Below are 25,636 nucleotides of genomic sequence, written 5' to 3'. Positions count from 1 at the left end.
CCGCCGCGTGGGCACGACCAGCCCCCACCGGCCGGCACCCGAAGAACGGGATCAGGTACATCCGTGTCAGGGGGTAATGCCAGTGCCGGTACTGGGTCTCGACAACATCACCGGCAGGATAATGCGCGCCGGCGAAGGCAGAATCCTCCGCAGACTCCAGCGCACCGCTGAACAGATCGGCTCCCTCGAAGCGGAATTCGAGCAGCTCACCGACGAAGAACTCCAATCCCTCACCCCCGAGTTCAAGGAACGGTACGAGGCCGGGGAAAGCCTCGACGACCTCCTGCCGGAGGCATTCGCCGCGATGCGGGAGGCCGCCCGCCGCACTCTCGGGATGCGCCACTTCGACGTACAGCTGATGGGCGGCGCGGCCCTCCACCTCGGCAACATCGCCGAGATGCAGACCGGCGAGGGCAAGACCCTGGTCGCCACCCTGCCCGTCTACCTGAACGCCCTGACCGGCAAGGGCGTCCACCTCGTCACCGTCAACGACTACCTCGCCCAGCGCGACGCCGACTGGATGGGCCGCGCCTACCGCTTCCTCGGGCTGACCGTCGGTGTCATCAAGACCCAGTCGACCCCGGCCGAGCGCCGCGCCCAGTACGCCTGCGACATCACCTACGGCACCAACACCGAGTTCGGCTTCGACTACCTGCGCGACAACATGGCCTGGTCGAGGGACGAACTCGTGCAGCGCGGCCACCACTTCGCCATCGTCGACGAGGCCGACTCGATCCTCATCGACGAGGCCAGGACCCCGCTGATCATCTCCGGCCCGGCCGACCAGCCCACGCACTGGTACGAGGCGTTCGCCAGGATGGTCACCCGGATGCGCGGAGTCGCCGTCCAGGACGAGAACTTCACCACCCCGTCCGACAAGGACCGCCTCGCCGGGCTGCGCGCCACGCACGACTACGAGTACGACCCGAAGAAACGCACGGTGGCGATCCTCGACCGCGGAGTGGAGTTCCTCCAGGACCAGCTCGGCATCGACAGCCTCTACGAGTCCGACCACACCTCCCTCATCGGCCATCTGAACAACGCGCTCAAGGCGAAGGAACACTTCAAGCGCGACAAGGACTACGTCGTCACGAACGGCGAGGTCCTCATCGTCGACGAGCACACCGGCCGCATCCTCGCCGGACGCCGGTACAACGAGGGCCTCCATCAGGCCATCGAGGCGAAGGAAGCGGTGACGGTCAAGGACGAGAACCAGACCCTCGCCACGATCACCCTGCAGAACTTCTTCCGGCTCTACGACAAGCTCGGCGGAATGACCGGCACCGCCATGACCGAGGCCGCCGAGTTCCACCAGATCTACAAACTGCACGTGGTGCCGATCCCCACCAACCGGCCGATGGCCCGCGCCGACGACCCCGACCAGATCTACCGGACCGTCGACGCCAAGTACACGGCGATCCTCGACGACATCGCCGACAAGCACGACAAGGGCCAGCCGGTCCTCGTCGGCACCACCTCCGTCGAGAAGTCCGAGACCCTCGCCGCCCGGCTGCGGCAGCGCGGCATACGGCACGAGGTGCTCAACGCGAAGAACCACCAGCGCGAGGCACAGATCGTGGCCCAGGCGGGCCGCAGGGGCGCGGTCACCGTGGCCACCAACATGGCGGGCCGCGGCACCGACATCATGCTCGGCGGCAACCCGGAGGCCATGGCGCTCGCGGAACTGGACCGGCGCGGCCTCAGTGCCGAGGAGAGCCCGGACGAGTACCGGGAGGAACACCGCAGGACCCTGGAGCGGATCAAGGAGTCGGTCGCCGCCGAGCACGACGAGGTGAAGGACCTCGGCGGGCTGTACGTGCTGGGCACCGAGCGCCACGAGTCGCGCCGCATCGACAACCAGCTGCGCGGCCGCTCCGGCCGCCAGGGCGACCCCGGCGCCTCCCGGTTCTACCTCTCCCTGGAGGACGACCTGATGCGGCTGTTCCGCGCCCAGGTCGTCGACCGCGTGATGGCCATGGCGAACGTCCCCGACGACGTCCCCATCGAGAACAAGATGGTCACGCGCGCCATCGCCTCCGCCCAGTCCCAGCTGGAGCAGCAGCACTTCGAGTCCCGCAAGGACGTCCTCAAGTTCGACGAGGTCCTCAACCGCCAGCGCACCCTCATCTACGCCGAACGCCGGCGCGTACTGGCCGGGGAGGACCTGCGGGAACAGATCCTCCACTTCATGGACGACACCATCCGCGCGTACGTCGCCGTGGAGACCGCCGACGGCTTCCCCGAGGAGTGGGACCTGGACCGGCTCTGGGTCGCCTTCGAACAGCTGTACCCGGTCGGGGTCACCGTGGACGACCTGGAGGAGGCCGCGGGCGACCGCTCCGACCTCACCGCGGACTCGATCGCCGACGCCGTCATCGAAGACGTCCACGCCCGCTACGAGGAGCGCGAGACCGAACTGGGCGCCGACGCCCTGCGCGATCTGGAACGCCTCGTGGTGCTGTCGGTCCTGGACCGCAAATGGCGCGAGCACCTGTACGAGATGGACTACCTGCGGGACGGGATCGGACTGCGGTGGACGCTCGGCCGGGAACCGATCATCGAGTACGAGCGTGAGGGCTACGACATGTTCGTCGCGATGAACGACGCGATCAAGGAGGAGTCCGTCGGGTACGTCTTCAATCTGGACGCGTCCGGTGAATCCGCCGGTCAGGAGAGCCTGGAGGCCGGCCGGCGGACCGATGGCCTGCATTTCAGTGCGCCCACGCTGGATACCGCGGAGGGGGTCGTCGAAGGGGACTTCTCACCGGAGCCTCCGGTGGAGGACGCGGCGGCCGGTGCGAGGCCTCGTCCGCGGCGTGCGGGGAAGTCGCGGAACCGGCGGAAGCGCAAGAGGTAGGGGATCCGCGGGATCGTCGGCGGGTGCGGCCCGGTGGGGGCTCGTCGCGCGGTTCCCCGCGCCCCTTACGGGGCTCCGCTGTCCCCGGTCGCCCGGCGTTGCGGCAACAATGGGGGGATGAGCGACAGTCCAGCCCCCCTCGCCGATCCGCATCTCGTCTTCGATCCTGTGGACGGGAGCCGGGACGTCGTGATCCTCGGCTCCACCGGCTCGATCGGTACGCAGGCCATCGACCTCGTGCTGCGCAACCCCGACCGGTTCCGGGTGACCGGGCTCTCCGCGGCGGGCGGGAGGGTGGAGCTGCTGGCGGAGCAGGCGCACCGGCTCCGCGTCACGACCGTCGCCGTGGCCCGCGAGGACGCCGTACCGGCCCTGCGTGAGGCACTTTCCGCGCGGTACGGGCCCGGGGAGCCCCTGCCGGAACTGCTCGCCGGAGCGGACGCGGCCACCCAGCTCGCCGCCTCCCCGGCGCACACCGTCCTGAACGGCATCACCGGCTCGATCGGCCTCGCCCCCACCCTCGCCGCCCTGGAGGCGGGCCGCACCCTCGCGCTCGCCAACAAGGAGTCGCTCATCGTCGGCGGCCCCCTGGTGAAGGCGCTGGCCGCGCCGGGCCAGATCATCCCCGTCGACTCCGAGCACGCGGCCCTGTTCCAAGCGCTCGCCTCGGGGACCAGGGCCGACGTACGCAAGCTCGTCGTCACCGCCTCCGGCGGCCCCTTCAGAGGACGTACGAAGGCCGAGCTGGCCGATGTCGCCCCCGAGGACGCCCTCGCGCACCCCACCTGGGCCATGGGCCCGGTCATCACCGTCAACTCCGCGACCCTCGTCAACAAGGGCCTCGAAGTGATCGAGGCGCACCTCCTCTACGACATTCCCTTCGACCGCATTGAGGTGGTCGTGCATCCGCAGTCGTATGTCCACTCGATGGTTGAGTTCACGGACGGCTCCACGATGGCCCAGGCGACGCCCCCCGACATGCGCGGGCCGATCGCCATCGGTCTGGGCTGGCCGCAGCGCGTCCCCGACGCGGCGCCCGCCTTCGACTGGTCGAAGGCGTCGAGCTGGGAGTTCTTCCCGCTCGACAACGACGCGTTTCCGTCGGTGGGGCTCGCCCGGCACGTCGGGGAGCTCGCGGGCACGGCCCCCGCGGTGTTCAATGCGGCCAACGAAGAATGCGTGGACGCGTTCCTGAACGGCACGCTGCCGTTCAACGGGATCATGGAGACCGTCACGGAGGTCGTCGCCGAGCACGGCACGCCCCGCGCGGGAACCCCGCTCACCGTGGCGGACGTCCTCGAAGCGGAGACCTGGGCCCGCGCCCGGGCCCGCGAACTGACAGCACAGACAGCGGCTCGGACGACAGCCAAGACAACGGCGGAGGCTCGTGCATGACGACCCTGATGATGATCCTCGGCATAGTCGTCTTCGCGGTCGGCCTGCTCTTCTCGATCGCCTGGCACGAGCTGGGGCATCTCTCCACGGCCAAGCTGTTCGGCATCCGCGTGCCGCAGTACATGGTCGGCTTCGGCCCGACGATCTTCTCGCGCAAGAAGGGCGACACGGAGTACGGGGTCAAGGCGATTCCGCTCGGCGGCTACATCCGCATGATCGGGATGTTCCCGCCCGGCCCCGACGGCCGTATCGAGGCCCGCTCGACCTCCCCGTGGCGCGGCATGATCGAGGACGCCAGGGCGCAGTCCTTCGAGGAACTGCAGCCGGGTGACGAGAGCCGGCTCTTCTACACGCGCAAGCCGTGGAAGCGCGTGATCGTGATGTTCGCCGGCCCCTTCATGAACCTGATCCTGGCCGTCGCGATCTTCCTCGGCGTGATGATGACCTTCGGCGTCCAGACCCAGACCACCACGGTGGGCAAGGTCTCCGACTGCGTCATCGAGCAGAGCGAGTCCCGCTCCGAGTGCCAGAAGAGCGACACGGCGGCGCCCGCCAAGGCCGCCGGGCTCAAGGGCGGTGACAAGATCCTCGCGTTCAACGGCGAGAAGGTCACCGACTGGTCCGCCCTCCAGGCCGACATCCGCGCCAACCCCGGCAAGGACGTCACCCTGACCGTCGAGCGCGACGGCAGGCAGCTCGACCTCTCCGCCCACCTCATCCGCAACCAGGTCAGCAAGACCGACGGCCAGGGCGGCTACGTCGAGGGCAAGTACGTGTACGCCGGGTTCCTCGGCTTCACACCCGCCTCCGGCATCGTCCAGCAGTCCTTCGGACAGTCCGTGGACCGCATGGGCGACATGATGCAGAACGGCGTCGAGTCCCTGCTCAACCTGCCGTCCAAGGTGCCCGCACTGTGGGACGCGGCCTTCGGCGACGGCCCGCGCGAGCCCGACTCCCCGATGGGCGTGGTCGGCGCGGCACGCGTCGGCGGCGAGGTCTTCACGCTGGACATCCCGCCGGAGAACCAGATCGCGATGATGCTGTTCCTCGTCGCGGGCTTCAACCTCTCCCTGTTCCTGTTCAACATGCTCCCGCTGCTGCCGCTCGACGGCGGGCACATCGCGGGCGCCCTGTGGGAGTCGCTGCGGCGCAACGGCGCGAAGGTGCTGCGCCGCCCGGACCCCGGCCCCTTCGACGTGGCGAAGCTGATGCCGGTCGCGTACGTGGTGGCCGGAATCTTCATCTGTTTCACGATCCTGGTCCTGATCGCGGACGTGGTCAACCCGGTCAGAATCTCGTAGCCACACGGAGTTTGCGGCGGCCGGACACCATGGGTGTCCGGCCGTCCTCCATCGGGTGGTCCTGTTCGGGGAATGTGCTTCCGGGTTCGAGGGTGCCGTAATCTCGATGACTGGAGCCCGTCAGCTTTCGGGACCGACCGAATCCTTACCTTGGGGTTGCACAGCAGATGACCGCGATTTCACTCGGCATGCCGGACGTTCCGACGAGGCTCGCCGAGCGCCGCAAGAGCCGGAAGATCCAGGTCGGAACCGTGGCGGTGGGTGGCGACGCACCCGTCTCGGTCCAGTCGATGACGACCACGCGTACGTCGGACATCGGAGCCACGCTTCAGCAGATCGCCGAGCTGACCGCGTCCGGCTGCCAGATCGTGCGGGTGGCGTGCCCCACGCAGGACGACGCCGACGCGCTCGCCACCATCGCCAAGAAGTCGCAGATCCCGGTCATCGCCGACATCCACTTCCAGCCGAAGTACGTGTTCGCCGCGATCGACGCCGGCTGCGCGGCGGTGCGCGTGAACCCCGGGAACATCAAGCAGTTCGACGACCAGGTCAAGGAGATCGCGCGGGCCGCCAAGGACCACGGCACCCCGATCCGCATCGGCGTGAACGCCGGCTCCCTCGACCGGCGGCTGCTCCAGAAGTACGGCAAGGCCACCCCCGAGGCGCTCGTCGAGTCCGCGCTCTGGGAGGCGTCCCTCTTCGAGGAGCACGACTTCCGGGACATCAAGATCTCGGTCAAGCACAACGACCCGGTGGTCATGGTCAACGCCTACCGCCAGCTCGCCGCCGCCTGCGACTACCCCCTCCACCTCGGCGTCACCGAGGCAGGCCCCGCCTTCCAGGGCACGATCAAGTCGGCGGTCGCCTTCGGGGCGCTGCTCAGCGAGGGCATCGGCGACACCATCCGCGTCTCCCTCTCGGCCCCGCCGGTCGAGGAGATCAAGGTCGGCATGCAGATCCTGGAGTCGCTGAACCTCAAGCAGCGCCGCCTGGAGATCGTCTCCTGCCCGTCCTGCGGGCGCGCGCAGGTCGACGTCTACAAGCTCGCCGAGGAGGTCACCGCAGGCCTGGAAGGCATGGAGGTGCCCCTCCGTGTCGCGGTCATGGGCTGCGTCGTGAACGGGCCCGGCGAGGCCCGCGAGGCCGACCTCGGCGTCGCCTCCGGCAACGGCAAGGGCCAGATCTTCGTCAAGGGCGAGGTCATCAAGACGGTCCCGGAGTCGAAGATCGTGGAGACGCTGATCGAAGAGGCGATGAAGATCGCCGAGCAGATGGAGGCCGACGGCATCCCCTCCGGGGAGCCTTCTGTGGCGATCGCCGGCTGAAACCGCCCTTTTTGCGCCCCCGCCGCCCCTACCCTTCCCGTCACTGTGTCCTCAAACGCCGGACGGGCTGAAAGACATCCGCCGGTCCGGGGACATCTCAGCCCGTCCGGCGTTTGAGGACCGGGGGTTCGGGGGCAGCGCCCCCGAGTCGTGGACGGGAACGGGTAGGGGCGGCGGGGGCGAGAAAAACCCCACCCACCCCATCGGTCGGCACGCCACATATTCGCCAGGTACAGTGCGGAGATCAGCAGACCTGATGGTGAAGGCCCCGCACGTGTTGACGCAGACGACCACCAGAGTCCTCGAACCGAGTGACCTGGACGCCGCGCTCGCCGTCCTCGACCGCGAGCCGGTGGCGAACGCCTTCGTGACCTCCCGTGTACAGGTCGCCGGCCTGGACCCCTGGCGCCTGGGCGGCGAGATGTGGGGCTGGTACGAGGACGGCATGCTCACGTCCCTCTGCTACGCGGGCGCCAACCTCGTCCCGATCTGCGCCACCCCCCGCGCCGTACGCGCCTTCGCGGACCGCGCCCGCAGGGCAGGCCGTCGCTGCTCCTCCATCGTCGGCCCCTCCGACGCCACGGCCCAGCTCTGGCGCCTCCTCGAACCGAACTGGGGCCCCGCCCGTGAGGTCAGGCCGCACCAGCCCCTGATGGTCGCCGACCGGCTCCCCGCCGACATCCCCCCGGACCCGTACGTCCGTCGCATCCGCAAGGACGAGATGGAGACGATCATGCCGGCGTGCGTGGCGATGTTCACGGAGGAGGTCGGCGTCTCCCCGCTCGCGGGCGACGGAGGCCTGCTCTACCAGGCGCGGGTCGCCGAACTCGTCGGCTCGGGGCGCTCGTTCGCCCGCGTCGACCGCGACGGCCGGGTCGTCTTCAAAGCGGAGATCGGCGCCGCGACCAACCAGGCCTGCCAGATCCAGGGCGTCTGGGTCGCCCCCGAGTACCGCGGCCAGGGATACGCGGCCCCCGGCATGGCGGCGGTCCTGCGCTACGCCCTCGCGGACGTGGCCCCCCTGGTGAGCCTCTACGTCAACGACTACAACACAGCGGCCCGAGCCACCTACCGCAGAACCGGCTTCCAGGAAATAGGCGCATTCATGAGCGTCCTGTTCTGAGCCCCTGGAGGGGCGCAGCCCCTTTCAGGGGCGCGAGGAACGGCGCGACCAGCCACATCCAGCCCGCACCCGACAAGACGACAGCCAGGGGCGGGCCCATACAGTGGAGACCCCCAGGTAGTCTCCGCACATGCTGCGCTTCCCCGGTCAGCCCGGTCAGCCCGGTCAGGGCCCCCTCACGCCCGACGACATCGTCATCGGCCCCCTGGACCTGGCCACCCGTGTCGACGAGGCGCTGAACGTCCAGGCCGTGGCCTTCGGGCTCGGCGCGGACGAGATCGCCGTACGACGCCAGATCGTGCTCCGCCACCTCACCTTCCCCGGCGCTCGCGCGCTCGGCGCGACCACCGTCGGCGGACGGCTCGCCGGGTTCGTCTACGGCATGCCCAACGACCGCGCGCACTGGTGGTCCACCGTCGTCGAGCCCTATCTGCGCGGGCGGGACCACGACGGCTGGCTGGACGACTCCTTCGTGATCACCGAACTGCACGTCCACCCGGACTTCCAGAACCGCGGGGTGGGCCGCGCCCTGATCACCACGATCACGGACAGTGCCGCCGAACCGCGCTCGATCCTCTCCGCGATCGACAAGGAGAGCCCGGCCCGCGGCCTGTACCGCTCGCTCGGTTACGAGGACCTGGTCGTCCGGGTCCTGTTCCCCAGCGCCCCGAAGCCGTACGTGGTGATGGGCGCCCCGCTGCCCCTCAGACGCCGCTGACGGACCCCGGGCCGGACCTCGCGCCGGAGCTTGGGCCGGGCCCTCACCGGACCCCCGTCCGCCACGGCTGCCGCCGAAACGGATTTCCGGCGACGGCAGGCACCCGGCTAACCTCCAAGCACCACCCTTACGCAGCAGGAGTCGAGAACCATGGCCCAGGTCCAGCGCATGTCCCGTTTGATGGTCAAGACACTGCGCGACGATCCGGCCGACGCCGAGGTGCTCAGCCACAAGCTCCTGGTGCGCGCCGGCTACGTCCGCAGGACCGCCGCCGGTCTGTGGTCCTGGCTGCCGCTCGGCAAGAAGGTGCTGGCCAACGTCGAACGGGTCGTCCGCGAGGAGATGGACGCCATCGGCGCCCAGGAGGTCACTCTCCCCGCCCTGCTGCCGAAGGAGCCCTACGAGGCGACCGGCCGCTGGGAGGAGTACGGCCCCGAGCTGTTCCGTCTCAACGACCGCAAGGGCGGCGACTACCTCCTCGGCCCGACCCACGAGGAGATCTTCACCCTCCTGGTCAAGGACCAGTGCACGTCCTACAAGGACCTGCCCGTCATCCTCTACCAGATCCAGAACAAGTACCGCGACGAGGCCCGCCCCCGCGCCGGCATCCTGCGCGGCCGCGAGTTCCTGATGAAGGACTCGTACTCCTTCGACACGGAGGACGAGGGCCTCGCCGAGTCGTACGCCCTGCACCGCGCCGCGTACCAGAAGATCTTCGCGCGTCTCGGTCTCGACTACCGCATCTGCGCCGCCACCGCGGGCGCCATGGGCGGCTCCAAGTCCGAGGAGTTCCTCGCCCCGGCCGCGGCCGGCGAGGACACCTTCGCCGACTGTCCGAACTGCGACTACGCCGCCAACACCGAGGCGGTCACGTACGCGCTGAAGCCGGTCGACGCGGCCGGGGTCCCCGCCCTGGAGGAGATCCCCACCCCCGAGACCCCGACCATCGAGACGCTCGCCGCGTACCTGGCGGTCCCCGCCTCCGCCACGCTGAAGAACCTCCTGGTCAAGGTGGCCGGCGAGATCGTGGCGGTCGGCGTTCCCGGTGACCGCGAGGTCGACCTGGACAAGGTGGAGGCGCACTTCGCCCCCGCCCCCGTCGAACTGGTCACGGCCGAGGACTTCACGGGCCGCGACGACCTCGTACGCGGCTATGTCGGCCCGCAGGGCCTGGAGAAGGTCCGCTACCTCGCCGACCCGCGCGTCGCCCCCGGCACCGCCTGGATCACCGGCGCCAACCAGGACGGCGTGCACGCGAAGAACGTCGTCGCGGGCCGTGACTTCGAGGTCGACGAGTACGTGGATGTGGTCGTCGTGCGCGAGGGCGACCCCTGCCCCGCCTGCGGCACCGGCCTCAAGCTGGACCGCGCCATCGAGATCGGCCACATCTTCCAGCTCGGCCGCAAGTACGCCGACGCCCTCCAGCTCGACGTGCTCGGCAAGCAGGGCAAGCCCGTCCGCGTCACCATGGGCTCGTACGGCATCGGTGTCTCGCGCGCGGTCGCGGCGCTCGCCGAGCAGCACGCCGACGAGCAGGGCCTGGTCTGGCCCGCCGAGATCGCCCCGGCCGACGTCCACGTCGTCGCGGCGGGCAAGGCCCTCCAGACCGAGCTGGCGCTGGACGTCTCGGAGAAGCTGAACGCGGTGGGTCTGCGCGTGCTCGTGGACGACCGCGCGGGTGTCTCGCCCGGTGTGAAGTTCACCGACGCCGAACTCATCGGCGTACCGAAGATCCTGGTGGCCGGCCGGCGTTCCGCCGAGGGCGTCCTGGAGCTGAAGGACCGCCGCACCGGCGAGCGCGAGGAACTGACCGTGGACGAGGCGATCGCCCGCCTCACGGCATAGCACGCGGAGTCCCGCGCCCCGCCCCTCAAGGGGCGCGGGGAACTGCGCGCTCAGCCCACGACAACGCGCGCACGACAGCCGACGACCACCCCACGTGGCACCACCCGGCCGCTCACAGCCACGCCGCGAACTCCAGCAGCAGCTCGGCGTCCCGCGGCCGGCCCACCCGCCGGGCCCGTACGCCCGACTCCACGGCCCGGAACAGGGTCCAGCCGCGCAGCCGTTCCTGGTCCAGGTCCAGGGACTCCGCGAGCCGCTTGATCCGCCGGCGGGTGGTGGAGCCGCCGGACGGCGAGGCGATCAGGTCCTCGACCCGGTCGCGGACCAGCCGGGCCAGGTCGAAGGCGCACTCGCCGACCACGGGGTCGGGGCCGACGGCCAGCCAGGGACTGCGTTCACCGGCCAGGACCTTGCTCTGGCGGAAGGTGCCGTGCAGCAGATGCGCCCGCGACGGCGACGCCAGCAGTTCCGCACGCACCGAGAGGGCCGCGTCGACCAGCGGCACAGCCTCCGCGTCGGCGCCCGCCCGCATCGCCTCCGCCTGCCGTCCGGTCCGCTCGGCCACCGTCTCGAACACATGGTCCGAAGGCGGCTCGACCCACAGCCGGCGCAGCGTCCCGGCCGCCTCCAGCATCGACTTGGCCTCCGGCAGCGACCGCACCGACACATCGGGATGCAGCCGTTCGAGCAGCAGTACGCCCTCGGTACCGGCCGGCTCCAGGAGGCGCACCGCGCCCAGGCCGTCCCAGTGCGCCAGCGCGGCCCGCTCGCTCTCCGGGCGGGCCCGGTCCGGCGCCAGCTTCAGTACGGCGGGGGTGCCGTCCGCCAGCCGGACCAGGATCACCAGGCTGCCGCGCCCGCCGGGAACCTGCACACGCTCCACGGTCGACCCGCGTAGCGCGACCGCCCGCTCGGCCGCCTCGGGCAGCTTCGCCAGCCAGTCGTCACCACCCGGTGCCGCCTCGCCGAGCGCCTTGACCAGACGCCGCGGCGGTTCGAAAGCCATGCGCGCGTAGTTCCCTTCCGTGTACGGCCCCCCTGTACGCGTCTCCGTGCGCGTTACGAGGTCGGTGTCGCCGACGCGGTGGCGGTGGCCGACCGCTCGGCGAGACCAGGGAAGGCTACGCTCTCGCCGCGCCAGCGCACCGCCCGCACCGCTGCGTCCCGCAAGGCCTGTGCCGCGGCCTGCCGCCGGTCGCCCTTGGCTGCCCGGACGAGGTCGGAGTACACCCCGGCCACGCGGTCCTCCAGCTCGGCGGCGAGCCGCAGGGCGGACTCCGCGTCCGGGACGGTGAAGGGCAGCTTGTAGGCCGCCGCCGCCGGTCCCGGCCTGCCGCCCAGGTCGCGCACCGTGCGGGCCAGCTCGTCACGGCGGGCGCGGTGCGCGTCGTAGGCGGCCCGCGCCTCGGTCCGCCGTGCCTCGTCGATACGGGCGCCCACGACCCCGTAGCCGTACACGGCGGCGTGCTCGGCGGCGAGCGCGGCCTGCGCGGCCGTCAGCTCCGCCGACGCCTTCGCGGCCGCCCTCGCTCGGGCCCCGCTCGCTCCAGTCCTGCCGGAACCGCTCACTTCTTGTCCTCCGTCAGCAGGAACGCGTGCCCCGCGCCGGCCGCCGCCACCGAGGCGAGCAGCCGGGCCAGCTCTCCCGGCACGTCCGGCAGGGCCTTCATCCGCCGGTTCGCCAACGCCCGCTCGGCCGCCGCGAGTTCGCCGCGGGCTCCCTTCTCGGTCGCCGGCACCTCGGGGGAGGCGGAGGCGGCAGGAGAAGGGGTGCTCGAAGCGCTCGCGGAAGCACCGGCGGAAGGTTTCGCCCGCTTGCCGCCGCCGAACGCCTCGGCGTGTCGCACGACCTCCGCGAGCAGCGGTGACAGCCGGGCGTCCAGCGCGGGATGCGCGGCGAGCACGGCCTCGTACCGCCGCGCGAGCTGTTCGCTGTCGCGGGCCGCACGCGCGCGTGCCCGCGCGGCGGCGGACGAACTCCCGCTGGTGGTCCCGGAGGCGGAGTCGGAGCCGGAGCAGCCGGCGAGCAGCGCGGAACCGGCGGCGGCTCCGGCGGCCCCGGCGAGCAGGCTCCTTCGGCGCGGCCCCGAGGGGGTGCGCGACGGCAGGGTGAACGGCACGGCAGACGTCCTCGTCAGGGCTCGTACGAACGAAGTGGGCGGCAGACCCTTGATCACGGTACCCGCGTACCGCCCCGGGGCCCACCAGCGGCGCCGCCCTGTCGCCGGGCGGGACACGGTGGACGGCAACACCCCTTGGGACCGGATACCCTTTGACCTGACACGCGACCTACCCACAACAGCACACGCGGCCGAGGAGTCACCCGGATGAGCACCACCCAGAGCGAGAGGCTGCGAGAGCTCCTGGAACCGCTCGTCAGCTCGCAGGGACTCGACCTCGAAGAGATCGAAGTGGACTCGGTGGGCCGTAAGCGTGTGCTGCGTGTCGTCGTCGACTCCGACGAAGGAGCCGACCTCGACGCCATCGCCGATGTGAGCCGCGCGCTCTCGGCGAAGCTCGACGAGACCGACGCCATGGGCCAGGGCGAGTACACCCTTGAGGTGGGAACCCCCGGCGCCGAGCGCGAGCTGAAGGAACACCGCCACTACGTACGTGCCACCGGGCGACTCGTGAAGTTCCAGCTGGGCGACAGTGACGAGCTGATCGCGCGGATCATCACGGTCGACGACGAGGGTGTGGACGTGGAGGTGCCCGGCGTGAAGGGGCGCAAGCCCACCGCCAGGCGGCTCGCCTTCGAGGACATCGCCAAGGCGCGCGTCCAGGTCGAGTTCAACCGCAAGGACAAGAAGGACGAGAAGGACATGGAAGAGGAGGAGGCGTAGCCGTGGACATCGACATGAGTGCCCTGCGGGGCCTGGTGCGGGAGAAGGAGATCTCCTTCGACCTGCTGGTCGAAGCGATCGAGTCGGCCCTCCTCATCGCCTACCACCGCACCGAGGGAAGCCGCCGTCACGCGCGCGTGAAGCTCGACCGGGAGACCGGCCATGTGACCGTGTGGGCGAAGGAGGACCCCGCCGACCTGGAGGAGGGGCAGGAGGCACGCGAGTTCGACGACACCCCGTCGGACTTCGGCCGGATCGCCGCCACCACCGCCAAGCAGGTCATCCTGCAGCGTCTGCGGGACGCGGAGGACGACGCGACGCTCGGCGAGTACGCGGGCCGGGAGGGCGACATCGTCACCGGTGTCGTCCAGCAGGGCCGCGACCCGAAGAACGTGCTCGTCGACATCGGCAAGCTGGAGGCCATCCTGCCGGTGCAGGAGCAGGTCCCCGGTGAGTCGTACCAGCACGGCATGCGGCTGCGGTCGTACGTCGTCCGGGTGGCGAAGGGTGTCCGCGGTCCGTCCGTGACGCTCTCCCGCACGCACCCGAACCTGGTCAAGAAGCTCTTCGCGCTGGAGGTGCCGGAGATCGCCGACGGGTCCGTCGAGATCGCCGCCATCGCCCGCGAGGCCGGCCACCGCACGAAGATCGCCGTCCGGTCCACCCGGTCGGGGCTCAACGCCAAGGGCGCCTGCATCGGCCCGATGGGCGGCCGGGTGCGCAACGTGATGGCCGAGCTGAACGGCGAGAAGATCGACATCGTCGACTGGTCGGACGACCCCGCGGACATGGTGGGCAACGCGCTCTCCCCGGCCCGGGTCTCCAAGGTCGAGGTCGTCGATCTCGCGGCCCGGTCCGCCCGGGTGACGGTCCCCGACTACCAGCTGTCGCTGGCGATCGGCAAGGAGGGCCAGAACGCCCGCCTCGCCGCCCGGCTGACCGGCTGGCGCATCGACATCCGCCCGGACACCGAGCAGACCGGTGAGGACGGCGGCGACGGGTCCGGCGAGCGGCGCGAGTACCGGCGTGACGACCGCCGTGACGAGCGCCGTGACGACCGGCGCGAGGGCCGGTCCGGGGAGTGACCCGGGAATAGACCCGAGCCGCGAGTGGTTTGGATCACGGCGGTTTCACGACAGTTTTATGCGCGGCAACTGTTCGATACTTGCCCCAAAGGGGTGAGGTCGGTGCAGGGAGGTAGACTTAAGCGTGTCTGACCGGACGCATGCCCGCGCATGCCCTGAACGCACCTGTGTGGGGTGTCGGGAGCGAGCGGTCAAGACCGATCTGCTGCGTGCTGTGGTGGTCGAGGGTGAATGTGTCCCCGATCCTCGCGGTACGCTGCCCGGCCGGGGTGCGTATGTACACCCCGCCCTGGTCTGTCTCGACCTGGCGGTCCGCCGCCGGGCGTTCCCACGGGCGCTGCGTGCCCCGGGTCAGCTCGACACAAAGGCGTTGCGCCTGTACGTCGAGCGGCAGACAGTTGCCGAGCAGGCAACACCGTAAGACGTGTCGCACGGATCCCCGTGCGGCCCTGGTACCCCGCGAGTTGGAAGTAGGTCGAGATTGCGATGAGCACTCGATGAGCACGCGATGAGTACGCCCATGAAGTAGCGACGGTCCGGACGCAACCCGGACCTAAAAGGAGCGAAGTGGCTAAGGTCCGGGTATACGAACTCGCCAAGGAGTTCGGGGTGGAGAGCAAGGTCGTCATGGCCAAGCTCCAAGAACTCGGTGAATTCGTCCGTTCGGCGTCCTCGACGATCGAGGCGCCCGTAGTACGCAAACTGACCGACGCCCTCCAGCAGGGCAACGGCGGCGGCAAGCCCGCCCCGCGCAAGGCCGCGCCCGCCAGGCCCGGCGCGCCTTCACCGGCGCAGGCCGCCCGTCCGGGTCCGGCCGCCCCGCGCCCGCCGGCCCCGAAGCCGGCCGCCGCGGAGAAGCCCGCGGACACCACGGCCCCGGCGGCTCCCGCCGCCCCGGCCTCCGGTACGCGTCCGACGCCGGGCCCCAAGCCCGCGCCGAAGCCCGTCCCGGCGTCCCCGGCTCCGGCCGCCCCCGAGTTCACCGCGCCGCCCGCGGCTCCGGTGACCCCCGCCCCGGCCGCGAACCCGCGTCCGAGCAGCGGTGCACGTCCCGGCGCCCCGAAGCCCGGTGTCCGTCCGGCAGGCCCCGCACAGGGCGGCCAGGGCGGTCCCGGTCAGGGCCGTGGCGAGCGTCCCGAGCGCAGCGACCGCGGTGACCGTCAGGGTGCCCCGCGTCCCGGCGGCCAGGGCACGCGTCCCGGTGGTCGTCCCGCGGGACCGCGTCCCGGCAACAACCCGTTCACGTCCGGTGGCTCCACCGGCATGGCACGTCCGCAGACGCCCCGTCCGGGCGGCGCACGTCCCGGCCCCGGCGGACCCGGTGGTTCCGGTGCTCCGGGCGGCGCTCCGCGTCCCCAGGGCGCGGGCCAGGACCGCGGTCCCCGTCCGCAGGGCGGCCCCGGCGGCGCCCCGCGTCCCGGCGGCGGTCCCGGTGGTGCCCGTCCCACTCCGGGCGGCATGCCCCGTCCGCAGGGTGGTCCCGGTGGCGCTCCGCGTCCCGGTGGCGGTCCCGGCGGAAACCGTCCCAACCCCGGCATGATGCCGCAGCGTCCGGCTGCCGGCCCGCGTCCCGGCGGCGGTGGCCCCGGTGGCCGCGGTCCCGGCGGCGGAGGTCGTCCCGGCGGCGGTGCCGGTGGCGGTCGTCCCGGTGGCGGCGGCTTCGCAGGCCGTCCCGGTGGTCCCGGTGGCGGCGGCGGTGGCTTCGCGGGTCGTCCCGGTGGTCCCGGTGGCGGTGGCGGCGGTTTCGCCGGCCGTCCGGGTGGTCCCGGTGGCGGCGGCGGTGGCCGTCCCGGCTTCGGCGGTCGTCCCGGTGGTCCCGGTGGCCGTGGAGGCACACAGGGCGCCTTCGGCCGTCCCGGTGGTCCCGCGCGTCGCGGTCGCAAGTCGAAGCGGCAGAGGCGCCAGGAGTACGAGGCCATGCAGGCCCCGTCGGTCGGCGGCGTCATGCTGCCTCGCGGCAACGGACAGTCCGTCCGCCTGTCGCGCGGTGCCTCGCTCACCGACTTCGCCGAGAAGATCGGCGCCAACCCGGCGTCGCTCGTCGGCGTGATGATGAACCTCGGCGAGATGGTCACTGCCACGCAGTCCGTCTCCGACGAGACGCTGAAGCTCCTCGCGGACGAGATGAACTTCGTCCTTGAGATCGTCAGCCCCGAGGAGGAGGACCGCGAGCTTCTGGAGTCCTTCGACATCGAGTTCGGCGAGGACGAGGGTGGCGAGGAGTTCCTCGTCGCGCGTCCGCCGGTCGTGACCGTCATGGGTCACGTCGACCACGGTAAGACCCGCCTTCTCGACACCATCCGCAAGACGAACGTCGTCGCGGGCGAGGCCGGTGGCATCACCCAGCACATCGGTGCCTACCAGGTCGCGACCCTCGTCAACGAGGAAGAGCGGCGCATCACCTTCATCGACACCCCGGGTCACGAGGCGTTCACCGCCATGCGTGCACGTGGTGCGAAGTCGACCGACATCGCGATCCTCGTGGTGGCGGCCAACGACGGTGTGATGCCCCAGACGATCGAGGCGCTGAACCACGCCAAGGCGGCCGGTGTGCCGATCGTGGTCGCGGTCAACAAGATCGACGTCGAGGGTGCCGACCCGACCAAGGTGCGCGGTCAGCTCACCGAGTTCGGTCTGGTGGCCGAGGAGTACGGCGGCGACACCATGTTCGTCGACATCTCCGCCAAGCAGGGCCTCAACATCGAGAGCCTGCTGGAGGCCGTGGTCCTCACCGCGGACGCCTCGCTCGACCTGCGGGCCAACCCGGAGCAGGACGCGCAGGGTATTGCGATCGAGTCCCACCTCGACCGCGGCCGTGGTGCCGTGGCGACCGTCCTGGTCCAGCGAGGCACCCTGCGGGTCGGCGACACCATGGTGGTCGGCGACGCATACGGCCGTGTCCGCGCGATGCTCGACGACAAGGGCGAGAACGTGGAAGAGGCGGGTCCCTCGACCCCGGTCCTCGTCCTCGGTCTCACCAACGTCCCGGGCGCCGGCGACAACTTCCTCGTCGTCGACGAGGACCGCACGGCACGCCAGATCGCCGAGAAGCGCGCGGCGCGCGAGCGCAACGCCAACTTCGCCCGGCGCGGAGTCCGGTTCTCCCTGGAGAACCTGGACGAGGCCCTCAAGGCCGGTCTGGTGCAGGAACTCAACCTCATCATCAAGGGCGACGCGTCCGGTTCGGTGGAGGCTCTTGAGTCCTCGCTGCTCCAGCTCGACGTCGGTGAAGAGGTCGACATCCGTGTCCTGCACCGCGGTGTGGGTGCGGTCACCGAGTCGGACATCGACCTGGCGACCGGATCCGACGCCATCGTCATCGGCTTCAACGTCCGCGCTGCGGGCCGCGCGGCGCAGATGGCGGAGCGCGAGGGCGTCGACGTCCGCTACTACTCGGTGATCTACCAGGCCATCGAGGAGATCGAAGCGGCCCTCAAGGGCATGCTCAAGCCGGAGTACGAAGAGGTCGAGCTCGGTACGGCGGAGATCCGCGAGGTCTTCCGCTCGTCCAAGCTGGGCAACATCGCCGGTGTGCTTGTTCGCTCCGGCGAGGTCAAGCGCAACACGAAGGCGCGGTTGCTGCGCGATGGCAAGGTCATCGCGGAGAGCCTCAACATCTCCGGTCTGCGTCGCTTCAAGGACGATGTCACCGAGATCCGCGAAGGGTTCGAGGGCGGTATCAACCTCGGCAACTTCAACGACATCAAGATCGACGACGTCATCGCGACGTACGAGATGCGCGAGAAGCCGCGCGCGTAGCGCCTGCGGCTTGGCTTGACCGTGTGGGGTTGGCTCACAGGAACTAGTTCCTGCGGGCCGACCCCCACGGGGTTTTCCGCCCCCGCCGCCCCTACCCTTCCCGTCACTGCATGGGGGCTGCGCCCCCTCGCCCCCCGTATCGCGCTTCGCGCTCGTCCTCAAACGCCGGACGGGCTGGAAATCCAGCCCGTCCGGCGTTTGAGGACCGGGGGTTCGGGGGCAGCGCCCCCGAGTCAGTGACGGGAAGGGTAGGGGCGGCGGGGGCGAAAACCCCGTCGAGCGCCACCGGAGGTTCGGGGTACCGTTCGAAGTGCCCCGGCAGGAGCCTGGCCGGGCCACCTACCCCGACCCGGCGGGACATCCGGAACACACATGTACGTGGGGACTCTGTCCTTCGATCTCCTCCTCGGCGACGTACGGTCGCTGAAGGAGAAACGCTCCGTCGTCCGCCCGATCGTGGCCGAACTCATCCGCAAGCACGCGGTGAGCGCGGCGGAGGTGGAGCACATGGACCTCCACCGCAGGGCCGTCATCGGACTCGCGGTGGTCTCCGGGGACACCGGTCACCTGACCGACGTACTCGACCGGTGCGAGCGCCTGGTCGCGGCACGCCCCGAGGTGGAGCTGCTGTCGGTGCGACGGCGGCTGCACGGGGAAGACGACGAATGAGCGTGCGGCGACAAGGATCGCCCGTACACGGATCAGCAGATAAGAGGGAGACGGACCAGTGGCCGACAACGCGCGGGCGAAGAGGCTGGCGGACCTCATCCGAGAGGTCGTTGCCAAGAAGCTGCAGCGTGGGATCAAGGACCCGCGGCTCGGTACGCATGTGACCATCACGGACACCCGGGTCACCGGGGACCTCCGTGAGGCGACCGTCTTCTACACGGTGTACGGGGACGACGAGCAGCGCGCGGAAGCCGCCGCGGGTCTGGAGAGCGCCAAGGGCGTGCTCCGCTCGGCGGTCGGCCAGGCGGCGGGCGTGAAGTTCACCCCGACGCTGACCTTCGTCGCGGACGCCCTGCCGGACACCGCGAAGACCATCGAGGACCTCCTCGACAAGGCGCGGGCCAAGGACGCCGAGGTGCGCGAGGTCTCGGCCGGTGCCACCTTCGCCGGTGACGCCGACCCGTACAAGAAGCCGGAAGACGACGACGAGCCCGGCGACGAGGACGACGACGAGTCGGCCGACGACGAGAAAGACGGCGACGCCGCCAAATGACGCAGAAGCAGCAGACGCCCGACGGCCTTGTCATCGTGGACAAGCCGTCGGGCTTCACTTCGCACGACGTGGTCGCCAAGATGCGCGGGATCGCCAAGACCCGCCGTGTCGGCCACGCCGGCACCCTCGACCCCATGGCGACGGGTGTGCTCGTCCTCGGCGTCGAGAGGGCGACCAAGCTCCTCGGGCACCTCGCGCTGACCGAGAAGGAGTACCTCGGCACCATCCGGCTCGGGCAGAACACCTTGACCGACGACGCCGAGGGCGACCTCACCTCGTCGGCCGACGCCTCCGGGGTGACGCGGGACGCCATCGACGCCGGGATCGCCGAGCTGAGCGGCGACATCATGCAGGTGCCGTCCAAGGTCAGCGCCATCAAGATCAACGGCGTGCGTTCGTACAAGCGGGCGCGGGAGGGTGAGGACTTCGAGATCCCGGCCCGCCCGGTGCGCATCTCGTCCTTCGCCGTGTACGACGTCCGGGGCGCCGTGGCCGAGGACGGCACCCCCGTCCTGGACCTGATCGTCTCGGTGGTGTGCTCGTCCGGTACGTACATCCGTGCGCTCGCCCGTGACCTGGGCGCGGACCTGGGTGTCGGCGGTCATCTGACGGCGCTGCGGCGCACACGCGTGGGCCCGTACAAGCTCGACACCGCGCGGACGCTCGACCAGCTCCAGGAGGAGCTGACCGTGATGCCGGTGGCGCAGGCCGCCGCGACCGCGTTCCCCCGCTGGGACGTGGACACCAAGCGCGCGCAGCTGCTGACGAACGGCGTGCGGCTGGAGATGCCCGAGGAGTACACCGGGGCCGGGGCCGTCGGGGTGTTCGATCCCGAGGGACGGTTCCTGGCGCTGGTGGAGGAGCAGAAGGGCAAGGCCAAGAGCCTCGCGGTCTTCGTCTGACCGTTCAGGTCCTCGTCTGACCGTCCGGGGCTTTGTCTGGCTGCTCGGGTCTTCGCCTTGTCCGTGGTGGTCTTTTTCCTTCTTCGTCGTGGAGCGGCGTTCACGGGGTCGCCTGTGGGCGCCGCTCCACTGTCCCCCCTCGATTCCCCCACCCAAGGGTGTATCCATCCACCCCCTTCCCATCACCCGTCCGGCCGGGCGCTCGGAGTGAACCGGGGGAGCGGAAGGGGGCTTGTTCGGCTCGGGATCTGTCGCGGCCGATCATCGCGCGCCTACCGTCGGAAATCGAAGCGTCGAAAGCACGGTACGGCGCGCGCGGCGGGGAGGTTCGAGCATGACCCGGGAGACCTCGGTGACGGCTGAGGCGGATGGCGGAATCCACCGGGACGTCGCCCGCACAGCGCCCGGCGGGACCGGGCAGCCCGCTGTCCGGTCCGGTGCGGCGGCGGACCGGTCCCTGGTGCGGATCCTGGACCTCGCCGGACGGCCGCGCGGTACCGGCTTCGTCGCGGACCACCACGGCACGGTCGTCACCAGTCACGAGGCGGTGGACGGCCTTTCCCGCCTCGTCCTGTACGCACCCGCCGGAGACCGCACCTGCCTGGTCCCGGCCGACGCGGTCACCGCTCTGCCGTCCCTCGGCCTCGCCCTCGTCCACTGCGACGGACTGGGCGGCCTCACCCCCCTCCCGATCACCGTCCGGGACTCCGTGGAGAGGGGCACGTACGTCCGTATCGCCGCGGGCGGCTGGCGGGAGGCCCGCGTACTGGGCTCCTCCGCCGTGACGTACACGGCGACCGACCGCTTCCATCTCCTCGGATCCGCGCTGGAACTGGCGATCGGTACGGCGGGCAGCGACGCGTTGCGGCTCGGTGGCGGGGCGGCCGGCGGACCGGTGGTCGACGCGGCCACCGGTGCGGTGGTCGCCGTCCTGGGCACGGCGCTCCACTCCGACCGACGGGTCGGCGGCTTCGCCGTACCGCTGTCCACGGGCGGCACGCCTGCCGCCGGCCCGCTCGCCGCACTGCTGGCCCGTAACGCCGCGACGGTGCCCGCCTACGGGGACGACCTCAATCCGGCGGGCGTCCTGGAACTGACGGCCACCGTCGAGTCCCCGGCGGGACCCGGCCCGACCCCGTCCGTCGAACGGGCTGCTGTGGTGCGGGAGTTCACCGCGTTCACCGAAGGTCCCCGGTATCCGGCTCACGGCTCGTACGACCCCCACCACGGGAACGGCTCGTACGGTGTTCTCGCGCTGGTCGGTGCTCCGGGCAGCGGGCGTACGACGGAGCTGGCGGGGCTGGCCGCCCGGCGCAACCAGGGCGTGGAACCGGCTCCGACCCTGTGGCTGCGCGGCGCCGATCTGCGGGCCACGGACGTGTCGGTGGCCGACGCGGCCCGGCGGACGCTGGAGCGGGCGGGGCGGATCGTGACCTCGCCGTTCGGCTCCCGGCCCGAGCCCGCGGACAAGACGGACAAGGACGGTGGCGGGGACGGTGGCGGTGGCGGTGGCGGTGGCGATGAGCATGGCGGCGGGCGGGGCGCGCTCGGCGACATCAGGCCCGAGCGGCTCGCCCGGCTCGCCGGGGACGCCGGGCGGCCCCTGCTGCTCCTGCTCGACAGCCCCGAGGAGATGCCGCCCGGCCTCGCCCACCGCCTGCCGGAGTGGGCCGCCGGTACCGCCGACTGGCTGCGGGAGCACGGAGTGCGTCTCGTGGTGGCCTGCCGGGACGAGTACTGGGAGTGGGCGGGGACCCATTTCCCGCCCGAGCTGCTGTACGGGCCCCGCTGGAGCGGCGGCGAGGCATCCGCGGAACTGCCCGCCTGCGTACGCCTCGGTGACCTGGAGGAGGACGAGGCACGCGAGGCCCGCGCGCGGTACGGGATCCCCGAGGGTGCCCTGGACGGGGCCGACGCACAACATCCGCTGACGCTGCGGCTGCTGTCGGAGGTGCGGGCCGCGCTGTCCGGCGCGCCGCCCGGGAAGGCGAAGCGGGACGAGGTCTTCGCCGCGTACCTCGATCTGATGTGTCTGCGGGTGGCCGTGCGGCTCGCGGCGGCCAACGGGCTGCGCGGGACGGCGGTGCGGCGCCTCGCGGCCCGCGTCGCCGGACAGGTGCACGTGGCGGCACGGCGCTGCCTGGGGCCGGGGGAGGGCGAGCTGGACCGGGCGGCGTTCGAGACCCTGTTCCCGTGGGGGCCCGTGCCCGACCGGCGGCTCGGCGGCTGCACCGGCTGGGCCTCCGCCGTGCTCACCGAGGGCCTGCTCGTACCGGCCGGGGACGGCTACCGCTTCGCGCACGAGGAGTTCGCCGACTGGATCCAGGGCATGCACCTCGACCTGGACGCGGTGTTCGGGGCCCTGGCGCCCCGCCGCGGCTCCGGGAGCGGCCCGAGTGGGTCCGGGGCCGGCCTGAGCCGCTCCGATCGCGATCCGAGCGGCTCGGGGGGCGATCCGAGCGGGTCCGAGGCATTCGACCTCCCTCGCCACCGCCTCGCGCCCGTGCTCCAGGCCCTCCTTCTCGTGCCGCGTCAACAGGGCGACGATCACCTCACCCTCCGCCTGCGCGAACTGCTCCGCATGCTCGACGACGTGCTGGACGAGACGTCCGAAGACGTGGGCGTCACCCCGTACGCCGGCGCCTGGTGGGCGACCCGCCTGCTGCGAGGCGTACTGCTCCGGGTGCCCGACGCGACCCCGTATCTCGGAGTGCTGCGGCACCTCGCCGAGCACGTGGTCAGGTGGCGGGCCGAAGGGCGGGCCGTGCCCGAGGAGTTCGGGCCCGGCTTCTGGCGAGCGCTGCCCCTGCCGCGGGCGCACCGCTTCGATCTGCTGCGGCGGCTCGTCGTGGCGGACGGGGCGCCGCCCGCCACCGAACCGCGCTACCTGGACGCCGTGTCCGAGCTTCTCGTCGCCGACCCGGCCGCCGTGCAGCCGCACCTCACCCACTGGTTCGACGACGACCGTCCGCTCCCCGCGACCCCCGACGCCACCGTGGCGACCGCCGCGCAGGTCCTGCTGCACACCCACCGGCACCGCGCCCCGGACGACCTGACCGAGGCGCTGGTCGACAGCGGGCACGCGCGCGCGGACGAACTGCTGGACGTGCTCGCCGAGGAGGAGCCGTCCGCGCTCTGCCGCGCGGTCGACCGCTGGGTGCACGACGTGCGCCCGGCCCGGCGGGCAGCGGCGGCGGCCTACGCGCTGCGGACCGCCGCGCACGTACGCACCGAGGGCGACCGTGAGCTGCTGCGCCGGACCGCGCTCGCGCTGCTGGCCCGCCCCGGCGACTGCACGCTGCACGGCGACGCACTGGCCCTGCTGGTCCGCGATCCGCACACCAGGGCCCGCCATCTGCCGCAGGCCCTCGCCCGCTTCCGGGCCCGCGACCCACGGCTGCCCGCGAGCGCGCTGGTCGCCGCGCTGGCCACGCACCCTGATCCGGTGCTCGCCGCGTTCCACGACCGGTTGCGCGAACCGGACGACGGTACGGCCCTGCGCACACTCGCCGAGGTCACGACACCGGCGCTCGCCCGTCGCGTCGCCGCCCTCGTACGCGAGGTCGTGGAACGGCGTCCGGAGACGGCGGCGCAGGTTGCGGCGTTCGTCGACCGACGGCTGGAGCAGGGCCCCGACGCCGGCGCGGTGCTGTATCCCCTCGTCGCGGGCTTGCTCGACGGGGGCAGGCCGCCGCTGCGGGCCGCGCTCGCCGAGGTGTTCGCGGCGCCCGGCACACCCGCGTCCCGCCCCCTGCGGCGCGAGTTCCTCGACCTCCTGCTGACGCGCGAACACGATCCGGTGGTGCTGGACGCGCTGGTACGGGCCGCAGCGGAGGCAACGACACAGAGAACGGCGCAGGGAACTGCACAGGGAACGGCGCAGGGAACGGCGCAGGGAACGGCACAGGGCGACGAGGAACACACCCGCGCGCTCCTCCACACCGTGGGCGTCCTGCTCGTCCGCACCCCGGAAGGCGCCACCCGCTACGACCGAGCCCTCGTCGATCTCGGCCGCCGGATCCCCGGCTTCGCCGCGCTCGTGAGCCGCTGGCTGGCCGCCGCGCCCGACGAGTGGTCCACGGTGGTCGGACCGAGCACGGGCCGCATGATCGAGAACCTCGCGGGGGTACGGGTGCCGGTGTGACCCCTCGCCGCCTCCCCGTCGGCGCCACTGTCACGTGCCACCGGTCACAGGGCCCATGCCGATGCGGGTCCAGGGGACACGGCATGGCACCCTTAGAGCTGCGTATGAGGCAGACACGGACACAGGTTCGACGAGGAGCGGTCACAGTGCAGCGCTGGCGTGGCTTGGAGGACATCCCCCAGGACTGGGGGCGCAGCATCGTCACCATCGGCTCGTACGACGGAGTCCACCGCGGACACCAGCTGATCATCAGCCATGCCGTCGAGCGGGCGCGTGAACTGGGCGTTCCGTCCGTCGTGGTCACGTTCGACCCGCATCCGAGCGAGGTCGTCCGGCCCGGCAGCCATCCGCCGCTGCTCGCGCCGCACCACCGCCGGGCCGAGCTGATGGCCGAACTGGGTGTGGACGCGCTGCTCATCCTGCCCTTCACGACCGAGTTCTCGAAGCTGTCGCCCGCCGAGTTCGTGGTGAAGGTCCTCGTCGACAAGCTCCACGCGAAGGCCGTCGTCGAGGGCCCCAACTTCCGCTTCGGCCACAAGGCCGCGGGCAATGTCGCCTTCCTCGCCGAGCAGGGCAGGACGTACGACTTCGAGGTCGACGTGGTGGATCTGTACGTGACCGGTGAGGCGGGGGGCGGCGAGCCGTTCTCGTCGACCCTCACACGGCGGCTGGTCGCCGAGGGCGAGGTCGAGGGGGCCCGCGAGATCCTCGGCCGGCCGCACCGCGTCGAGGGCATCGTCGTCCGGGGCGCCCAGCGCGGGCGTGAACTGGGCTTCCCCACGGCCAACGTGGAGACGCTCCCGCACACCGCGATCCCCGCGGACGGGGTGTACGCGGGGTGGCTGCACGCGCAGGGCGAGGCGATGCCGGCGGCGATCTCCGTCGGGACGAATCCGCAGTTCGACGGGACCGAGCGGACGGTCGAGGCGTACGCCATCGATCGTGTGGGGCTCGATCTGTACGGGTTGCATGTCGCTGTCGACTTCTTGGCGTTCGTGCGGGGGATGGCCAAGTTCGATTCCATCGAGGGGTTGCTGGAAGCGATCTCGGACGACGTGAAGCGGTCCCGGGAGCTTGTCGCGGAGTACGACGCGGGGGCCTGAGCCGGCCCGGGCCA

At 71.4% G+C, this 25,636-nt stretch carries 19 protein-coding genes; 16 read left to right on the top strand and 3 right to left on the bottom strand.

Going from position 1 to position 25,636, the window contains the following annotated elements; genetic code table 11:
• The first annotated feature begins 76 nt into the window (after positions 1–76).
• From secA to C6Y14_RS39465, 7 genes are all read left to right on the top strand, one after another.
• The gene (secA, locus tag C6Y14_RS39495) at positions 77–2,857 is read left to right on the top strand and encodes a preprotein translocase subunit SecA (RefSeq protein WP_199855022.1); all 2,781 of its coding nucleotides are present in this window, start codon (positions 77–79) and stop codon (positions 2,855–2,857) included.
• A gap of 117 nt (positions 2,858–2,974) precedes the next feature.
• Entirely contained in the window at positions 2,975–4,252 is a 1,278-nt protein-coding gene (dxr, locus tag C6Y14_RS39490; RefSeq protein ID WP_107021748.1) for a 1-deoxy-D-xylulose-5-phosphate reductoisomerase, read from the top strand.
• Positions 4,249–5,553 (top strand): M50 family metallopeptidase, encoded by a 1,305-nt coding sequence (locus C6Y14_RS39485; RefSeq protein ID WP_107021747.1) that lies wholly within the window; start codon positions 4,249–4,251, stop codon positions 5,551–5,553. Before dxr ends, C6Y14_RS39485 begins: the two co-directional genes overlap by 4 nt.
• Before the next feature lie 167 nt (positions 5,554–5,720).
• Positions 5,721–6,878 carry a flavodoxin-dependent (E)-4-hydroxy-3-methylbut-2-enyl-diphosphate synthase gene (gene ispG, locus C6Y14_RS39480; RefSeq protein WP_107021746.1) on the top strand — a complete coding sequence of 386 codons (1,158 nt, stop codon included), beginning with the start codon at positions 5,721–5,723 and terminating at the stop codon, positions 6,876–6,878.
• Between the two features lie 274 nt (positions 6,879–7,152).
• Positions 7,153–8,001 (top strand): GNAT family N-acetyltransferase, encoded by an 849-nt coding sequence (locus tag C6Y14_RS39475; RefSeq protein ID WP_107021823.1) that lies wholly within the window; start codon positions 7,153–7,155, stop codon positions 7,999–8,001.
• Between the two features lie 130 nt (positions 8,002–8,131).
• Positions 8,132–8,719 (top strand): GNAT family N-acetyltransferase, encoded by a 588-nt coding sequence (locus tag C6Y14_RS39470; protein ID WP_107021745.1) that lies wholly within the window; start codon positions 8,132–8,134, stop codon positions 8,717–8,719.
• 150 nt (positions 8,720–8,869) lie between these two features.
• The gene (locus C6Y14_RS39465) at positions 8,870–10,564 is read left to right on the top strand and encodes a proline--tRNA ligase (protein ID WP_107021744.1); all 1,695 of its coding nucleotides are present in this window, start codon (positions 8,870–8,872) and stop codon (positions 10,562–10,564) included.
• Between the two features lie 112 nt (positions 10,565–10,676).
• Here the strand turns inward: C6Y14_RS39465 and C6Y14_RS39460 are convergent, their stop codons facing one another.
• From C6Y14_RS39460 to C6Y14_RS39450, 3 genes are read right to left on the bottom strand one after another with little or no spacing between them, the layout of a single operon-like run.
• The gene (locus C6Y14_RS39460) at positions 10,677–11,570 is read right to left on the bottom strand and encodes an aminoglycoside phosphotransferase family protein (protein ID WP_107021743.1); all 894 of its coding nucleotides are present in this window, start codon (positions 11,568–11,570) and stop codon (positions 10,677–10,679) included.
• Positions 11,571–11,623: 53 nt separating this feature from the next.
• The gene (locus C6Y14_RS39455) at positions 11,624–12,133 is read right to left on the bottom strand and encodes a ferritin-like domain-containing protein (RefSeq protein ID WP_107021742.1); all 510 of its coding nucleotides are present in this window, start codon (positions 12,131–12,133) and stop codon (positions 11,624–11,626) included.
• Positions 12,130–12,684 (bottom strand): hypothetical protein, encoded by a 555-nt coding sequence (locus tag C6Y14_RS39450; protein ID WP_107021741.1) that lies wholly within the window; start codon positions 12,682–12,684, stop codon positions 12,130–12,132. The genes C6Y14_RS39455 and C6Y14_RS39450 overlap by 4 nt, the downstream gene beginning before the upstream one ends.
• Positions 12,685–12,891: 207 nt before the next feature.
• On the opposite strand from C6Y14_RS39450, the gene rimP reads away from it, so the two are divergent.
• From rimP to C6Y14_RS39405, 9 genes are all read left to right on the top strand, one after another.
• On the top strand, positions 12,892–13,407 hold the full coding sequence (gene rimP / locus C6Y14_RS39445) for a ribosome maturation factor RimP (protein ID WP_107021740.1): 516 nt from the start codon (positions 12,892–12,894) through the stop codon (positions 13,405–13,407).
• Positions 13,408–13,409: 2 nt separating this feature from the next.
• Positions 13,410–14,492: a transcription termination factor NusA gene (nusA, locus tag C6Y14_RS39440; RefSeq protein ID WP_107021739.1), complete on the top strand. Its 1,083-nt coding sequence runs from the start codon at positions 13,410–13,412 to the stop codon at positions 14,490–14,492.
• A 124-nt stretch (positions 14,493–14,616) separates the two neighbouring features.
• The gene (locus C6Y14_RS39435; protein WP_107021738.1) at positions 14,617–14,913 is read left to right on the top strand and encodes a YlxR family protein; all 297 of its coding nucleotides are present in this window, start codon (positions 14,617–14,619) and stop codon (positions 14,911–14,913) included.
• A gap of 146 nt (positions 14,914–15,059) precedes the next feature.
• Positions 15,060–18,251: a translation initiation factor IF-2 gene (gene infB, locus C6Y14_RS39430; RefSeq protein ID WP_107021737.1), complete on the top strand. Its 3,192-nt coding sequence runs from the start codon at positions 15,060–15,062 to the stop codon at positions 18,249–18,251.
• Between the two features lie 372 nt (positions 18,252–18,623).
• Entirely contained in the window at positions 18,624–18,920 is a 297-nt protein-coding gene (locus C6Y14_RS39425) for a DUF503 domain-containing protein (RefSeq protein WP_107021736.1), read from the top strand.
• Between the two features lie 58 nt (positions 18,921–18,978).
• Positions 18,979–19,473: a 30S ribosome-binding factor RbfA gene (gene rbfA / locus C6Y14_RS39420; protein ID WP_107021735.1), complete on the top strand. Its 495-nt coding sequence runs from the start codon at positions 18,979–18,981 to the stop codon at positions 19,471–19,473.
• Complete coding sequence (gene truB, locus C6Y14_RS39415) at positions 19,470–20,375, top strand: tRNA pseudouridine(55) synthase TruB (RefSeq protein WP_107021734.1); 906 nt, start codon at positions 19,470–19,472, stop codon at positions 20,373–20,375. Before rbfA ends, truB begins: the two co-directional genes overlap by 4 nt.
• 334 nt (positions 20,376–20,709) lie before the next feature.
• Entirely contained in the window at positions 20,710–24,519 is a 3,810-nt protein-coding gene (locus tag C6Y14_RS39410; protein ID WP_225891510.1) for a serine protease, read from the top strand.
• A 146-nt stretch (positions 24,520–24,665) separates the two neighbouring features.
• The gene (locus C6Y14_RS39405) at positions 24,666–25,622 is read left to right on the top strand and encodes a bifunctional riboflavin kinase/FAD synthetase (RefSeq protein ID WP_107021733.1); all 957 of its coding nucleotides are present in this window, start codon (positions 24,666–24,668) and stop codon (positions 25,620–25,622) included.
• Positions 25,623–25,636: the final 14 nt, after the last annotated feature.

It is taken from the genome of Streptomyces dioscori, from assembly GCF_003024195.1.
GTDB lineage: Bacteria > Actinomycetota > Actinomycetes > Streptomycetales > Streptomycetaceae > Streptomyces > Streptomyces dioscori.
The sequence above is the reverse complement of the archived record's forward strand: the minus strand, read 5'-3'. Positions and strand labels throughout refer to the sequence as shown.

Coding starts and splice junctions, on each gene's coding strand:
- secA (WP_199855022.1), top strand. CDS start 77: ATGCCAGTGCCGGTACTGGGTCTCGACAACATCACCGGCAGGATAATG.
- dxr (WP_107021748.1), top strand. CDS start 2,975: ATGAGCGACAGTCCAGCCCCCCTCGCCGATCCGCATCTCGTCTTCGAT.
- C6Y14_RS39485 (WP_107021747.1), top strand. CDS start 4,249: ATGACGACCCTGATGATGATCCTCGGCATAGTCGTCTTCGCGGTCGGC.
- ispG (WP_107021746.1), top strand. CDS start 5,721: ATGACCGCGATTTCACTCGGCATGCCGGACGTTCCGACGAGGCTCGCC.
- C6Y14_RS39470 (WP_107021745.1), top strand. CDS start 8,132: ATGCTGCGCTTCCCCGGTCAGCCCGGTCAGCCCGGTCAGGGCCCCCTC.
- C6Y14_RS39465 (WP_107021744.1), top strand. CDS start 8,870: ATGGCCCAGGTCCAGCGCATGTCCCGTTTGATGGTCAAGACACTGCGC.
- C6Y14_RS39460 (WP_107021743.1), bottom strand. CDS start 11,570: ATGGCTTTCGAACCGCCGCGGCGTCTGGTCAAGGCGCTCGGCGAGGCG.
- rimP (WP_107021740.1), top strand. CDS start 12,892: ATGAGCACCACCCAGAGCGAGAGGCTGCGAGAGCTCCTGGAACCGCTC.
- C6Y14_RS39425 (WP_107021736.1), top strand. CDS start 18,624: ATGTACGTGGGGACTCTGTCCTTCGATCTCCTCCTCGGCGACGTACGG.
- truB (WP_107021734.1), top strand. CDS start 19,470: ATGACGCAGAAGCAGCAGACGCCCGACGGCCTTGTCATCGTGGACAAG.
- C6Y14_RS39410 (WP_225891510.1), top strand. CDS start 20,710: ATGACCCGGGAGACCTCGGTGACGGCTGAGGCGGATGGCGGAATCCAC.